Genomic DNA, 13,957 nt, shown 5'->3' with positions numbered 1-13,957 from the left:
GCGGGCGACTGCGCCGGCATTCGGGACGCGCGTCAATCCGGCGATACCTGCGGCATTCGGTGAGGGCGATCCCCCGTTTTGGCTAACGTGATCGGTGTGGAAGAGGGGGTTGCGCGGCCAGGACACCGGAACCACGGGGAAAGAGCGATCCGGGTCGTTTGACCCGCATCATGCCGATGCGGGTTGCACAAGCGAGCGCGCGAGCGCGACGAAGCGTTCGACGCACGCCGACGAAAACGGCTCGCTCCACGACACGATCTGCTCGACCGCACGCGTGCCGGCGAGCGGCACGTACACGACGCCCGGACGCTGCAGCGTCGCCGTGAAGCCCGGCACGATCGCGATACCGCGTTCGGCGGCCACGAGCGACACGAGCGTCGTGATCTGCGCAGCGGTCGCGCCGATGCGCGGTGCGAATCCGGCCTGCGCGCACAGGTCGTCCAGCGCCGCGGTCAACGCCGAACCGTAACCGGGCGGAAAGGTCACGAAGGTTTCGTTTGCAAGCGCCGCGACGTCGACGCTCGCGCGGCCCGCGAGCGGATTCCCGGCCGGCACGGCCGCGACGAGCGGTTCGCGCGACACGACGAGCGACGCAACCGGCACACCGGGCGCGCCGTCCCACGCCCAGCCGAAACCGATGTCCATCGTGCCGTCCGCGATCTGCTGGCGCTGGCTGGCGGTCGCCGCTTCGCGGAACGCGAGCTCGACGTCGGGCATCGTCCGGCTCGCGACGCGGATGACGTCCGGGAACGTGTCGGACATCGGAATCGAGCTCGCATAACCGATCACGAGGCGCCCGGCGATGCCTTGCGCCATCTTGCGCGCGCTCGCCTCGGCCTCGGCGGCCGCGCTGACGACGTTACGCGCATGCTCGAGGAACAGCGCGCCTTCGGGCGTCAGCCGCACCGCGCGCGTCGAACGCTCGAACAGCCGAACGCCGAGCTCGCTTTCCAGCGCGGCGATATGGCGCGTCAGCGGCGGCTGCGCGACGCGCAGGCGCAATGCCGCGCGGCCGAAGTGCAGTTCGTCGGCGACGACCACGAAGTAGCGGAGGCGGCGCAGGTCGAGCATTGTTGTCGTTCCGGTATCAATGGCGGTGAAAACGGTATTGGCGTGCATGCGGCGCGCTCGTCAGACTGTCGGCATCGACGACCAGGCATCCCCGATGAACGACCGGACCACGCGCATCGCGTTCTTTCTTTGCGGCTTCGCCGCGTTTCTCAATCTCTATTCGACGCAGGGCATCCTGCACGAACTCGCGGCGACCTTCGGCATCAGCGCGGAGCGCGCGGGGCAGGGCGTGAGCGCGACCACGACGGCCGTCGCCATTATCGCGCCGTTCGTCGGCGTGCTGGCCGCACGCATCGAACGGCGCGTCGCGATCGCGTGCGCGGCGGTGGCCGTCGCGCTGCCGGTCTTGTGGTCCGCGCATGCGGCGAGTTTCACGTCGTTTCTCGGCGCGCGCTTTGCCACCGGACTGATCATGCCGTTCGTCTTTGCGCTGTCGATCGCAACTATCGGCGAACGTTTCGATCGCGGCACGTCGGCTGAAATTAGCGCGCTGTTCGTCGCCGGCACGACGCTCGGCGGTTTCGCGGGCCGCTTCGCGACCAACCTGCTGACGTCGATGTGGGGCTGGCGGCACGCGCTCGACGTCGTCGCCGCGCTGTGTCTCGTCACGGGCGTGGCAATTTACGCGAGCCTGCCGGCGTCCCGCCCGATCGCGCCGCGTTCCGGCCACGATGCGGATGCGGGGCCGTCATGGCGAGTCGTCACGCGCGGCCCGCTGCTCGCGTCGTTCGCGATTGGCGCGTGCGTGCTCGCGTCGCAGGTCGCGACGTTCACGTTCGTCGGCCTGCGGCTCGCGCGCGCACCGTTCGGCTTCGGCACGGTCGAGATCGGCGCGATCTATGCGGTGTTTCTGGTGGCGGTGGTGGTGACGCCGCTCGCGGGGCGCCTCGCGCGGCATCGCGGCCCGCGCGCGCCGGGGCTCGCCGCGGCCGCGCTTGCGATCGGCGGGGCGCTGCTGACGCTGTCCGACAGCGTGCCGGTGATCCTGGCCGGCCTCGCGCTCAGCTCGACCGCCGTGTTCGTCGAACAGGCGTCGGCCAACACGTTCATCTCCCAGGCGGCAGCGTCGGCGCGCTCGACGGCGATCGGGATCTACCTGTCCTGTTATTACTTCGGCGGCAGTCTCGGCTCGATCCTGCCGGTGCCCGGCTGGCATCGGTGGGGATGGGCCGGCTGCGTCGCGTTCGTGGTCGTGGCGCAGGCCATCGTCGGCGTGCTCGTGTACCGCTTCTGGCGAACCAGCAGCGCGGCCGGCACCGAGCATGCCGACGCGCGTGGTGCCGGGTTCACGCGCTAGCCCGCTTCAGCGATACCAGCGCGGCGTATAGACCCATTCGCGCCCGTCGCCGATCGCGAAACGCCGGGTGGTCGACGAACCGACGATCACCATCGTGCGCATGTCGACCTGATCGCTGCGCAGCGCGCCGAGCGTCGTCGTCGCGAGCGTCGCGCCCGGCCGGCCGATGTCGCGCCCGAGCACGATCACCGTATCGGCCGCGCGGTGTGCGCGCACGACGTCGAGCGCACGATCGAGCTGCCACGGCCGCGCACGCGAGATCGGGTTGTAGAACGCCATCACGAGGTCGGCTTGCGCCGCATGCCGCAGACGTGTCTCGATCACGTCCCACGGCTTCAGGTTGTCCGACAGCGAGATCGCGCAGAAATCATGACCGAGCGGCGCGCCGGCCTGCGCGGCCGTCGCGAGCGACGCCGATACGCCGGGCTCCACGCGCAGGTCGACCGCGGCCCATTGCGGGTCGCGCGCTTCGTCGAGCGCTTCGAGCACGGCCGCGGCCATCGCGAACACGCCGGGGTCGCCCGACGATACGACCACAACACGCCGGCCTTCGGCCGCGAGCTCGAACGCATGGCGCGCGCGCTGCATCTCCTCGCGATTGTCGGTGCCGTGCACGCGCTGGTCGTCGCGAAACGGGCCGGCCATGGTCACGTAGGTCGTGTAGCCGAGGATGTCGGTCGCCTGGTCGAGCGCGGCGCGCGCGGCCGGCGTGAGCCATGCGGCGGCGCCCGGGCCGAGGCCGAGCACCGTCAGGCGGCCGCGCGCGCGGCCGAGCGTGGCGGGATCGACTGGCTGCGACGCGACCGCGCATGCGAGGCCTTCCGATGCAGCACGCAGCGTGTGCGTGACGCGCAACGCATGGCCGAGCAGCGTCGCCGCATCGGCTTGCGCGTGATGATCGACATCGACATCGACGAAACGCAGCGGGACATCGAGCGTTTGCGCGGCGTCCTCCAGCGCGGCATCGCCGATCGCCGATGCCGGCGCGACGATGGCCGCGAGCGCCAGCCGCGCGAGGCCTTGTGCGTCGAGCGCCGCTTCGATGCGCGCGGCGAGCGTTTCGTGCGCGTGCACGGTATCCGCAGCGACGCCGACCACCACGCTGCGCGGATGGATCACGAGCTCGTCGCGCGTGCCGCGCCACGCATCGGGCGTCACGCGGATCGCATGCGCGGCCGCGTCGTCGCGCGGCAGCGCGACATCGTCGAGCCACGGCGCCGCGCCGTCGATGCGCGTCGATGCGCCCGCAAGCAGGTCGGACACGAAGCGCTTGCCCTGCGAGAGATCGGCGAGTGCATACCCTTCGGGCGGATTGAGCACGCATGCGCCGAAGCGCAGTTCGCCGCTCGTCGTGATCGCCGGCGCGACGCCGAGCCATTCGGCCAGTTCGCGCGCGATCGCGTTCACGCCCGTCAACCCGCCGAGCAGCGGCACGACGGCCGAACCGTCCTCCGCAACCGCGAGCACGGGCGGCTCGACGCCCTTGTCGGCGAGCGCGGGCGCGATGCAACGGATCACGATGCCGGCCGCGCACAGCGCGACGATCGGCAGGCCGCGCGCATAGAGTTCGCGCAGGTGCGCGCCGAGTTCGTCGAATGGCACGTCGGCATCGACGCGCGACGCGAGCCCGTGGATGCGCGCACCCGGATAGCGCGCCTGGATACGCTGCGCGGTGTCGAGCGCGCCCGCGCCGAGAATCACGATCGCGGGCGGAGTCGTCATCCTTGCCATTTTTCCCCCGGCACGACGAGCAGCGAGAAATACGGCGACGCCATCGGGTCGACTTCGTCGAGCGGCACGATGCGCTGGCTCGCCATCGTCGCGCGCTCGACATACAGCGCGCGCTTCGCGAGCCCGAGTTCGTCGAGCACGCGCCGCACCTTGTCGAAATTGCGGCCGAGCTTCATCACGACGGCCGCGTCGGCCTGTGCGAGCCGCGCGCGCAGTTCGTGCTCGGGCAGCACGCCCGACAGCACCGACAGGCTCTGGTTGCGATAGACGAGCGGCTGGCCGAGCACGGCCGTGCCGCCGAGCATCGCGCACACACCCGGGATGACCTCCGTGTCGTAGCGCGGCGCGAGGCGGTCGTGCAGGTACATGTACGAGCCGTAGAAGAACGGGTCGCCCTCGCAGATCACCGCGACGTCGCGGCCCGCGTCGAGGTGCGCGGCGACGATCTCGGCGGCCGTATCGTAGAAGTCGGCAATCACCGTCTCGTAGCAAAGCGGCGGCGGCAGTGCCTCGGTCGTCACCGGATAGACGAGCGGCAGTTGCGTCTGCGCGTCGAGCAGGTGCGCTTCGACGATGCCATAGGCATTGCCTTTCTTGCCCTTCGCGACGAAATACGCGACCACGGGCGCGGCCTGCAGCACGCGCAGCGCCTTGATCGTCATCAGTTCAGGGTCGCCGGGGCCGACGCCGACCCCGAACAGGCGTCCGCGCGCGGTCGTCATTCGACCTCCGTCGCGAGCGCGTTGACCGCGGCGGCCGCCATCGCGCTGCCGCCGCGCCGGCCGAGCAGCGCGACGTACGGCACGCCGCGGCTGTCGGCGTCGAGCATCGCCTTCGATTCGGCCGCGCCGATGAAGCCGACCGGGAACCCGAGGATCAGCGCGGGGCGCGGCGCGCCGGCGTCGATCATGTCGAGCAGATGGAACAGCGCGGTCGGCGCATTGCCGATCACGACGACGCTGCCTGCCAGATGCGGGCGCCACAGTTCGAGCGCCGCGGCCGAGCGCGTGTTGCCGAGATGCCGTGCGAGATCGGGCACCTCCGGCTCGCCGAGCGTGCAGATCACGCGGTTGGCGGCAGGCAGCCGCGCGCGCGTGATGCCTTCGGCGACCATCTTCGCGTCGCACAGGATCGGCGCACCCGCCGCGAGTGCCGCGCGGCCCGCCGTGCCGGCACCGGCCGAGAAGCGCAGGTCGTAGACGACATCGACCATCCCGCTCGCGTGAATCACGCGCACCGCCAGTTTCTCGAGATCGGGCGGGACCTGCGACAGGTCGGCCTCGGCACGGATCGTCGCGAACGACTGGCGGTAGATTTCCTGCCCGTCGCGAATGTAGTCAAGCATCGGTGGTGTCCTGGCTGTGCCGCGCGTCCGTCAGTCGGGCCGCGGCCTGGTCAATCGTCAGATGGCGCGCGAGCCGGGCGCCGAGGCCCGCGGCGGCGTCGCGCCGGTAAAGGTCATAGTGCGCGGGTGCCACTGCGACGAGCGTGTGCGTCGCGGGATGCGGCAGCGCGCAGTGGCGCTCGCAGCCGCTCAGGTGCACGTCGAGCGGATGGCCGATGCGCGCGGCAAGCGCGAGTGCGTCGTGTTTCGTGTCGGCGTGCGCTTTCGCGCAGCCCGCGCTGCCGGTACACGCGACGAGCGTCGCAAGCGGGTCCGACGATGTACACACGAGGCCGAGCGATGCGAGCGCGTCGAGCGTGGCCGCTGCGCGTGCGTGCGACACGCCGTGGATGAACACGCCTTGCCACGGCGTCATCGACAGCGTGCCGTCGCCGTCTGTTTCAGCCAATGCGGCGAGCCGTTCCAGTTGCGTCGCGTCGAGCCGCCCGAGCGCGAATTGCGCACCGACGCTGCAGCGCGCTGCATCGAGCGACGGACGCGCGCCGAAACGCAGTGCGGAATCGGAGCGCATGCGCCGCCAGCCGGCGAGCGCGGGATCGGCCACGAGCGGGAAAGGCAAGTAGTGCTGCGCGTGTTCGAGCAACGCGCGTTCGCCGCACGTCGCGGTCGCGAGCAGCGCACGCATTCGCGTGACGTCGGCCGGCGCGAGATCGAGGAACGCGAGCAGCAGTGCGCGGACGAGCACGACGCTCTGGTCGGGCGACACATCGACCGAAGCAGGCGTATCGTCGAATGCAATCGGCGGACAACCGGCCAGCCCGGCCGCGATGCGCACCGCGCCGTCGGCGCGGCGCCATGCGGCGAGCCAGATGTCGTGCGGATGATCGAGCGCCGCGACCGCTTCGCCGCCGTCGAGCTGGATCGAGAATTTCGGCGACAGCTCGCCGCGGCGCGGCTCGCTTGCCAGCATGTCGAGCAGCGGAACGGCGAGCGCGCGGCTGTCGATGAGCGCGACGGGGTCGTGCCCGGCGAGCGGGCTGAGCATCACGTTGCGGACGTCGTCGCTCGCGGCGAGTGCGGCCGCATCGGCGGTTGAATCCGCGGGCGAGTTTGCGGCGGCAGCGGCGCGCGGGCCGAGCCCCGCGTCGAGCAACGCGCGCGTCAACGCGTCGGCCGCGCCGTCGCGAATGCCGCGTAGCTGGAGATTCGCACGATTGGTCGCGTCGATCGCGCCGGAGCCGTATGCGCGCGCGGCGGCGGCGATCGCGCGTGCCTGGCCCGCGTCGAGCCGGCCGCCCGGCAGCTTGATCCGGCACAGCCCGCCGTCGGCGGCCGCAACGACGCGCATGAGCCCCGGACAGGCCGAAGGGCGCACGACAGGCGACGCAGGAATCGAATCGGGGGCGGAACTCAACGGGGTACCGGGGCAGTGTCGCGCCGCGGCCAACGCATCGGTACACCCCGCCCGACGCCGACTGGCACGCACGCACTTTCTGGCCGGCAGGTCTCCTGGCTGACAGGTCGGCGCCGGCTCCCGGCCTTCCCGGTCGAACCAGTGGCGTGAGGGGGAGATCGGCTCGCTGTCTACAGTTGCGGGGGCAGCCACAGCGGCGCGCGGCGCGCCCTGTGTTCCCTCTTCGGCCCCGAAGGGCACCGGCGAACGAACGGCCGTAGGATACCCGATTTCGACCGCGGTTCGCGACCGGAAAGCCGTTCGCGGCGGACGAAACGGAGGACGACCCGGCGCCGGCGGGCCGGTAGATGAAACGCGGGGTGGAACACGGTACCATGCCGTCTTTCGCAATGCGGACGGCTGCGCCGGCCCTTTTACGGCCGCGCGGCGACACGATGGAATCGAACGATGGGGAAGGGTGCATGACGGCGTGGCTGACGGTAGTGGGTATCGGCGACGACGGGTACGCGGGGCTCGGACGCAGCGCGCGGCGCGCGCTGCTCGATGCGACGCTCGTCGTCGGCGCGCAGCGGCATCTCGACATGCTGCCCGCGCGGCTGCCGGCTGCACGCGAAGCGTGGCCGTCGCCATTCGACATCGCGGGCGTGCTCGGCCGCCGCCCGTCGCCCGTCTGCGTGCTCGCGAGCGGCGACCCGATGCTGTTCGGCGTCGGCGCGACGCTCGCCCGCGCGCTTTCCCCCGACGAATGGCGCGTGCTGCCCGCGCCGTCGTCGCTGTCGCTGGCGGCCGCGCGTCTCGGCTGGGCGCTGCAGGACATCGGCGCGGTATCGCTCGTCGGCCGTCCGCTCGCGACGCTCGCGCGCCACCTGCTGCCGGGCCGGCGCCTGTTCGTGCTGAGCGCCGACGGCCGCACGCCGGCCGCCGTCGCGGCCGAGCTCGTCGCGCGCGGCTTCGGGCCGACGCGCCTCAGTGTCTTCGAACATCTGGGCGGCCCGCTCGAGCGTCGTCTCGACGGCCTCGCGCTCGACTGGAACATCGACGAAACCGCCGCGCTCAATCTGGTCGCGCTCGACTGCCAGGCCGGCCCCGACGCGCCGCGCCGCGCGCTCACGCCCGGCCTGCCCGACGATGCGTACCGCCACGACGGCCAGCTCACCAAGCGCGACCTGCGCGCGATGACGCTCGGCCGCCTCGCGCCCGCGCCCGGCGAGCTGCTGTGGGATGTCGGCGCCGGCAGCGGCTCGATCGGCATCGAATGGATGCGCGCGCATCCGTCGTGCCAGGCGATCGCGATCGAAGCGCATGCGGAGCGGCAGCGCTTCATCGAGCACAACCGCGATGCGCTCGGCGTGCCGGGCCTGCAGCTCGTCGCCGGCCGCGCGCCCGATGCGCTCGCGGGGCTCGCCGCACCCGACGCGATCTTCATCGGCGGCGGGGCGACGGCGCCCGGCGTGCTCGACGCGTGCTGGTCGTCGCTGAAGCCGGGCGGCCGGCTGGTTGCGAACGCGGTCACGCTGCAGGGCGAGATGGCACTCGCCGCATGGCGCGATGCGCACGGCGGCACGCTCACGCGCGTGTCGCTCGCGCATGCGGAGCCGCTCGGCCGCTTCGATACGTGGCGGCAGCCGTTGCCGGTCACGCTGTATGACGTGCGCAAGCCCGATGCGGCCGACACGATCGACATGGCCGGACCGTCGAACGCGACGAACCCGACGAACGTGTGATGCGCGACGAAACCTCCGAACAGCCCGCACCGCTGCGTTTCGGCTATACGACCGGAAGCTGCGCGACCGCGACGTCGCTCGCGGCCGCGCGCCTGCTGCTCGCGGGCCGTGCGGACGACGCGGTCGAGATTGTGCTCCCGAAGGGACAGCACGTGTTGATGCGGCTCGAGTTCTGCCGGACCACGGCCGACGGCGCCGAGGCCGGCACGATCAAGGATGCCGGCGACGATCCGGACGTCACGCATGGCGCGCTGGTCTTCGCGCGCGTCGCGCTCGCGGCGGCGCCTGGCGTGCGCTTTCACGCGGGGCCGGGCGTCGGCACGGTCACCCGCGCGGGGCTGACGCTGCCGGTCGGCGAACCGGCGATCAACCCGGTGCCACGCCAGATGATGACGACGCACCTCGACGCGCTGGCGGCCGAGCATGGCTACGCGGGCGGTTTCGACGTGACGATCGGCGTCGAAGGCGGCGAGGCGCTCGCGCTGAAGACGATGAATCCGCGCCTGGGCATCGTCGGCGGGCTGTCGATCCTCGGCACCACCGGCATCGTGCGGCCGTTCTCGTGCTCGGCCTATATCGCGTCGATCCACCAGGGCATCGACGTCGCGCGCGCGAACGGCATCGCGCATATCGCCGCGTGCACGGGCAATGCGAGCGAGGACGCGATGCGCGCGCACTACCACCTGCCCGACATGGCGCTGATCGAGATGGGCGATTTCGCGGGCGCGGTGCTCAAGCACCTGCGGCGCGCGCCGATCGCGCGCCTGTCGATGTGCGGCGGCTTCGGCAAACTCAGCAAGCTCGCGGCCGGCCACCTCGACCTGCACAGCCGCCATTCGAGCATCGACCTGCCGCTGCTCGCGCAGTGGGCGGCCGAGGCCGGCGCGAGCGATGCGCTGCAGGCCGCGATGCGCGGCGCGAACACGAGCCAGGAAGCGTTGAAGCTCGCGCTGGCCGACGGCGTGCCGCTCGGCGATCTCGTGTGCGCGCAGGCGCTGCGGGTTGCGCGCGACATCGTGCCCCCAACGGTCGCCGTCGAGATGTTCGCGATCGACCGGCAGGGCCGCTTCGTCGGGCAAGCGCGATGAGCGCGCGCATCCTGCTGCTCGGCGGCACCGGCGACGCGCTGACCATCGCGCGCGCGCTCGGCCCGCGGCACGTCTATAGCCTGGCCGGCCTCGGCAAGGTGCCCGGCGACCTGCGCTGCGACGTGCGTGTCGGCGGCTTCGGCGGCGCCGCCGGATTGGCCGCCTATTTGCGCGACGCCGGCATCGGCCTCGTGATTGACGCGACGCATCCGTATGCCGCACGAATCAGCGCGAACGCGGCCGCCGCGACACGCGACGCGGGCGTGCCGCTATGGGCGTTGCGCCGCGCGCCGTGGGTGCCGCAACCCGGCGACGACTGGCGGATGGTCGACGACTGGGCCGGCATCGAGGCCGCGCTCGCGCCGTTCAGGCGGCCGCTGTTCACGCTCGGCCGCGAGCCGCTCGCGCATCTCGACACGATTCCGCCGCAGCAGTTCTGGCTCGTGCGCTGCCTCGACGCCCATCCCGGCAACGCGCAGGCGCAGATCATTGCCGCGCGCGGGCCGTTTACGCTCGACGGCGAGCGTGCGCTGTTCGCGCTGATGGGCGTCGACGTCGTCGTCAGCAAGAACAGCGGCGGCGCGGCCACCGAGGCCAAGCTCGACGTCGCGCGCGAACGCCGGCTGCCGGTCGTGATGCTGCGCCGGCCGCCGCTGCCCCGCGCCGACCGCGCATTCGACTCGGCCGCCGCGCTGCTCGACGCACTCGATCCGGCCGCACGCGCGTGACGCCGCGCGGCCGATCATCCAACGAATTGACGGAGATTTTTCGATGACGGTGTATTTCATCGGCGCGGGCCCCGGCGACCCGGAGCTGATCACGGTGAAGGGCCAGCGCCTCGTGCGCACGTGCCCGGTGATCCTGTATGCGGGCTCGCTGGTCCCGCCGGCCGTGCTCGACGGCCATCGCGCGGAGCAGGTCGTCAATACGGCCGAGCTCGACCTCGACGCGATCGTCGCGCTGCTCGCCGGCGCGCATGCGAAAGGGCAGGACGTTGCGCGCGTGCATTCGGGCGACCCGTCGCTGTACGGCGCGATCGGCGAGCAGATCCGCCGCCTGAAGGCCCTCGGGATTCCGTACGAAATCGTGCCGGGCGTGACGGCCACGGCCGCGTGCGCGGCGACGCTCGGCGTCGAACTGACGCTGCCCGGCGTCGCGCAGACGGTGATCCTCACGCGCTTCGCGGGCAAGACGACGATGCCGGAAGGCGAGGCGCTCGGCTCGCTCGCGGCGCACCGCGCGACACTCGCGATCCATCTCGGCGTGCGCCATCTCGCGCGGATCGTCGACGAAGTGCTGCCGCATTACGGCGCCGATTGCCCGGTCGCAGTGATCTATCGCGCGAGCTGGCCCGACGAGGAACGCGTGACCGGCACGCTCGCCGACATCGTCGCCAAGGTGCAGGGCACTCAGATCGAGCGCACCGCGCTGATCCTGATCGGGCGCGTGCTCGATGCCGAAGGATTCGCGGATTCGACGCTGTACGCGAGCGCAGGCTGATCACGCTCGCGCCGGCCGGAGTTCGGCGCGGCGTTCGCGCAGGTGCGTGTAGATCGCGGCGCCGATCGTGATCGCTCCGCCGACAAAGTAGATCGGCGACGCCGATTCCCCGAGGATCAGGATCGACGCGGCGATGCCGACGACGGGGATCAGGTTGAGCACGACCACGCTCCAGTACGACGCGTTGTCGCGCGCACCGCGAAAATAAAACAGAAACGCGAGCGTGAACTGCAGCACGCCGATCGCCAGCGCGGGCCACACTGCCGACCAGGCCGGCAGCCCGTCGCCGCCGTCAGCCTCGATACCAAGCAGCACGAGCGCCAGGATCAGCGAGCCGGCCTGCTGAATCAGCAGCATCGTCGTCGCGGACGGGAGCGTCACGGCCTGCGTCGACAACGACACATACAGCGCGGCCACCATCACGCCGGCGAACACGAACGCGTCGCCGCGCAGCGATGCGTGCCCGTCCGCCGATGCATCGCCGAGCGCGATGACGACCACGCCCGTCAACGCGACGACGCCCGCGACCAGCAGCCGCGTGTCGACCCTGAACCGGAACAGCGCGATGTTGAACGCGAGAATGCCGAGCGGTTCGAGCGCGAAGATCACCGCCGTGTGCAGCGCGGACGTGGATTGCATGCCGACGAATCCGAGGTAGTACGCGCCGCATGGTTCGAGCATACCGATCAGCGCAACGACGGCGACCTGCACCGGTGCGATGCCGGCGAGGCTGACGCGCTGCACGGCAGCAACGCAGGCGAGCGCTGCGACGCTCGCGGCGATCTGCAGCACGATGAGCCACGCGGGCGAGAGGGCAGGCAACGCCATCTTGCTGAACGGAATGGCGACGCCCCAGCACAGCGTCGCCATGATCAGGCATCCGGTCTTGCGCGCGCTGCCGTTCATGCGGTGACTCCGCTCGAAATATCGACACGTAGAATGCGGGCGTGCGGCCGCCCGGATCGACGGGATCGCGCCGCGGCTGACAGCGGCGACACGATGGTTTAAATTATATGCGTGACGCACACATATACTAGGAGCGCCTACGTGAAAAAGCAACGCCTGAACAATCTGCTGGGTGCGCTCTCGCTTGCGCTGAACGACCGGGTAGAGGACGCGATCGCGCGCGAGACGGGGCTGCATGGGTCGATCGCGGATGCGCTGGTTCTGCTGTCGCAGGCGCCTACGCTGACGATCGACGCGCTCGCGCGGCAACTGATGCTCGTGCATTCGTCGGCCGTGCGGCTCGCCGAGCGGATGGCGCAGGAGGGGCTCGTCGCGCGCGAGCCCGGCGAGGACAGGCGGACGGTCGTGCTGGCGCTGACCGAGGCCGGGCACGACGCGGTGCAGCAGGTGCTGGGCGCGCGCGGCGCGGCGATCGCGGACGTCACGCGTACGTTGACGGCCGAACAGTGTGCGCAGCTCATGCCGATCTGCGAGCAACTGATCGGCGCACTGGCCGACGACATGCAGAACGCGATCCGGGTCTGCCGGCTGTGCGACGAAGATGCGTGCGACTTGCGGCGGTGCCCGTCCGAACGCGCGTATCGGCGGTTTGTCGCGGAGCGCGATGCGACGGGCTGATGGGGTTGACGGGCCCGACGCGGGGCCGAGCGCCTAGGCGCTCGCGACCCGCCGCGCGAGCCTCGGCGCAAAACCCACCGCCAGCACGAACAGCACAACGCACAGGCACGCCATCGCCACCCACGCGGGCATCAGATCCGCGAGATGCTGGCGCACGACGCCGGCCGCGAACGGAAACAATCCGGCGATCAGGTAGCCGATCCCCTGTACGAAGCCCGTCAACGATGCGGCATCGGCCGGCGTCGCCGCATGGTCGACCGTGACGATCAACGACAGCGGAAACAGCGCGCCGATTCCCGCGCCGAGCAGCAGCGCGGCCGGCAGCGCGAGCGCTTCGGGCGCGGCCAGCATCACCAGCAGCCCGATCAACAGCGACGCGATCGCCGCATGCAGCGCGGGCCGGCGATCGGGCAGGCGGTCGATCACCGCCGAGATCGTCAGCCCCGCGACGACTTCCGCGAGCGTCACGCCGCCGAGCAGGCTGCCGGCCGCGGTCGGCGACCAGCCGAGCCGCATGTAGTACGGCGGCAGCCACGCGAGCACGAGCGTGTAGGCGCCCGTCGCGATCCCGAAGAACAGTGCGAGCCGCCATGCGCGCGGCGAGCGCGACGGCTGCGCATGCGACGCCGAAGCCGGCCCGGCCGCGAGCGCATCGCCGCCGCGGCTGGCGAGCGGCCAGGCGAGCGCGGCCACCACGGCCGGCAACGCCCAGCCCGCGAGCGCGACAAGCCAGCCCCAGCGGGCCGCGGCGAACGGCGCGACGACGCTCGCGAGCACCGCACCGCCCATGATCGACGTCGAATACACGCCCATCGCGCCGCCGATCCGCGTCGCGAAATGCGCCTTCACGAAGCCGGGCAACAGCGCCTGCACCATCGCGATCCCGATGCCCGCGCAGCAGGCGCTCGCGAGCAGCAGCCACGCATGCTGCGCGCCGATGCGCGCCACGCAGGCCAGCCCGATCAGCGCGACGCCGATCCATACGCCGCCCGCGATGCCGGTCACGCGCTGCAGGCGCCGCGCGCTCAGCGCGCCGAGCCCCATCAGCAGGACCGGGATCGTCGTCAGCAGGCTCGCCGCGCCGTCGCTCATGCCGGTCGCGCGCTGGATCATGTCGAGCAGCGGGCCGACCGCGGCCAGCGCCGGCCGCAGGTTCAGCCCGACGAGCACGATGGCGGCGAGCCGCCATCCAGGGGAAGTGAA

The 13,957-nt window shown here is 71.4% G+C and carries 13 protein-coding genes and 1 riboswitch; of the genes, 6 read left to right on the top strand and 7 right to left on the bottom strand.

The window, feature by feature from the left end:
• Positions 1–168 precede the first annotated feature (168 nt).
• The gene (locus VL15_RS05160) at positions 169–1,071 is read right to left on the bottom strand and encodes a LysR substrate-binding domain-containing protein (RefSeq protein ID WP_048243686.1); all 903 of its coding nucleotides are present in this window, start codon (positions 1,069–1,071) and stop codon (positions 169–171) included.
• Between the two features lie 94 nt (positions 1,072–1,165).
• Between VL15_RS05160 and VL15_RS05155 the strand changes: the two genes are divergently transcribed.
• Complete coding sequence (locus VL15_RS05155; protein WP_048243684.1) at positions 1,166–2,368, top strand: MFS transporter; 1,203 nt, start codon at positions 1,166–1,168, stop codon at positions 2,366–2,368.
• A 6-nt stretch (positions 2,369–2,374) separates the two neighbouring features.
• On the opposite strand, the gene cobJ is transcribed toward VL15_RS05155, so the two are convergent.
• Genes cobJ through cobG form a run of 4 tightly spaced genes read right to left on the bottom strand, consistent with a single transcriptional unit; the run spans position 2,375 to position 6,792 of the window.
• Positions 2,375–4,090 carry a precorrin-3B C(17)-methyltransferase gene (cobJ, locus tag VL15_RS05150; RefSeq protein WP_048243683.1) on the bottom strand — a complete coding sequence of 572 codons (1,716 nt, stop codon included), beginning with the start codon at positions 4,088–4,090 and terminating at the stop codon, positions 2,375–2,377.
• Positions 4,087–4,821 carry a precorrin-2 C(20)-methyltransferase gene (locus VL15_RS05145; protein ID WP_048243680.1) on the bottom strand — a complete coding sequence of 245 codons (735 nt, stop codon included), beginning with the start codon at positions 4,819–4,821 and terminating at the stop codon, positions 4,087–4,089. Before VL15_RS05145 ends, cobJ begins: the two co-directional genes overlap by 4 nt.
• Positions 4,818–5,444, bottom strand: a complete 627-nt coding sequence (locus VL15_RS05140) for a precorrin-8X methylmutase (protein WP_048243678.1) — start codon at positions 5,442–5,444, stop codon at positions 4,818–4,820. Before VL15_RS05140 ends, VL15_RS05145 begins: the two co-directional genes overlap by 4 nt.
• Positions 5,437–6,792: a precorrin-3B synthase gene (cobG, locus tag VL15_RS05135; protein ID WP_329955931.1), complete on the bottom strand. Its 1,356-nt coding sequence runs from the start codon at positions 6,790–6,792 to the stop codon at positions 5,437–5,439. Before cobG ends, VL15_RS05140 begins: the two co-directional genes overlap by 8 nt.
• Before the next feature lie 133 nt (positions 6,793–6,925).
• A riboswitch (cobalamin riboswitch) is annotated at positions 6,926–7,117 on the bottom strand.
• Positions 7,118–7,319: 202 nt separating this feature from the next.
• Between cobG and VL15_RS05130 the strand changes: the two genes are divergently transcribed.
• From VL15_RS05130 to cobM, 4 genes are read left to right on the top strand one after another with little or no spacing between them, the layout of a single operon-like run.
• A complete protein-coding gene (locus tag VL15_RS05130; RefSeq protein ID WP_048243674.1) occupies positions 7,320–8,582 on the top strand; it encodes a bifunctional cobalt-precorrin-7 (C(5))-methyltransferase/cobalt-precorrin-6B (C(15))-methyltransferase in 1,263 nt (420 codons plus the stop codon).
• A complete protein-coding gene (locus VL15_RS05125) occupies positions 8,582–9,670 on the top strand; it encodes a cobalt-precorrin-5B (C(1))-methyltransferase (protein WP_048243672.1) in 1,089 nt (362 codons plus the stop codon). The genes VL15_RS05130 and VL15_RS05125 overlap by 1 nt, the downstream gene beginning before the upstream one ends.
• Positions 9,667–10,398: a cobalt-precorrin-6A reductase gene (locus tag VL15_RS05120; protein WP_048243670.1), complete on the top strand. Its 732-nt coding sequence runs from the start codon at positions 9,667–9,669 to the stop codon at positions 10,396–10,398. Before VL15_RS05125 ends, VL15_RS05120 begins: the two co-directional genes overlap by 4 nt.
• A 43-nt stretch (positions 10,399–10,441) precedes the next feature.
• Positions 10,442–11,170, top strand: coding sequence for a precorrin-4 C(11)-methyltransferase (cobM, locus tag VL15_RS05115; protein WP_048243668.1), 729 nt, complete (start codon positions 10,442–10,444; stop codon positions 11,168–11,170).
• On the opposite strand, the gene VL15_RS39625 is transcribed toward cobM, so the two are convergent.
• A complete protein-coding gene (locus tag VL15_RS39625) occupies positions 11,171–12,076 on the bottom strand; it encodes a DMT family transporter (RefSeq protein ID WP_048243665.1) in 906 nt (301 codons plus the stop codon). It lies immediately after the preceding gene.
• Between the two features lie 141 nt (positions 12,077–12,217).
• Here VL15_RS39625 and VL15_RS41735 point away from each other — a divergent pair, with 141 nt between their 5' ends.
• On the top strand, positions 12,218–12,754 hold the full coding sequence (locus VL15_RS41735; RefSeq protein ID WP_048243663.1) for a MarR family winged helix-turn-helix transcriptional regulator: 537 nt from the start codon (positions 12,218–12,220) through the stop codon (positions 12,752–12,754).
• Between the two features lie 33 nt (positions 12,755–12,787).
• Here the strand turns inward: VL15_RS41735 and VL15_RS05100 are convergent.
• A partial coding sequence (locus VL15_RS05100) for an MFS transporter (RefSeq protein ID WP_048244348.1) occupies positions 12,788–13,957 on the bottom strand: 1,170 nt, incomplete at its 5' end.

The sequence above is a fragment of the Burkholderia cepacia genome, from assembly GCF_001039005.1.
Lineage (GTDB): Bacteria > Pseudomonadota > Gammaproteobacteria > Burkholderiales > Burkholderiaceae > Burkholderia > Burkholderia theae.
The sequence above is the reverse complement of the archived record's forward strand: the minus strand, read 5'-3'. Positions and strand labels throughout refer to the sequence as shown.

Bases quoted from the DNA above. Each gene is read 5' to 3' on its own strand.
- VL15_RS05160 (WP_048243686.1), bottom strand. From the start codon at position 1,071: ATGCTCGACCTGCGCCGCCTCCGCTACTTCGTGGTCGTCGCCGACGAA.
- VL15_RS05155 (WP_048243684.1), top strand. From the start codon at position 1,166: ATGAACGACCGGACCACGCGCATCGCGTTCTTTCTTTGCGGCTTCGCC.
- cobJ (WP_048243683.1), bottom strand. From the start codon at position 4,090: ATGACGACTCCGCCCGCGATCGTGATTCTCGGCGCGGGCGCGCTCGAC.
- VL15_RS05145 (WP_048243680.1), bottom strand. From the start codon at position 4,821: ATGACGACCGCGCGCGGACGCCTGTTCGGGGTCGGCGTCGGCCCCGGC.
- VL15_RS05140 (WP_048243678.1), bottom strand. From the start codon at position 5,444: ATGCTTGACTACATTCGCGACGGGCAGGAAATCTACCGCCAGTCGTTC.
- cobG (WP_329955931.1), bottom strand. From the start codon at position 6,792: ATGCGCGTCGTTGCGGCCGCCGACGGCGGGCTGTGCCGGATCAAGCTG.
- VL15_RS05130 (WP_048243674.1), top strand. From the start codon at position 7,320: ATGACGGCGTGGCTGACGGTAGTGGGTATCGGCGACGACGGGTACGCG.
- VL15_RS05125 (WP_048243672.1), top strand. From the start codon at position 8,582: ATGCGCGACGAAACCTCCGAACAGCCCGCACCGCTGCGTTTCGGCTAT.
- VL15_RS05120 (WP_048243670.1), top strand. From the start codon at position 9,667: ATGAGCGCGCGCATCCTGCTGCTCGGCGGCACCGGCGACGCGCTGACC.
- cobM (WP_048243668.1), top strand. From the start codon at position 10,442: ATGACGGTGTATTTCATCGGCGCGGGCCCCGGCGACCCGGAGCTGATC.
- VL15_RS39625 (WP_048243665.1), bottom strand. From the start codon at position 12,076: ATGAACGGCAGCGCGCGCAAGACCGGATGCCTGATCATGGCGACGCTG.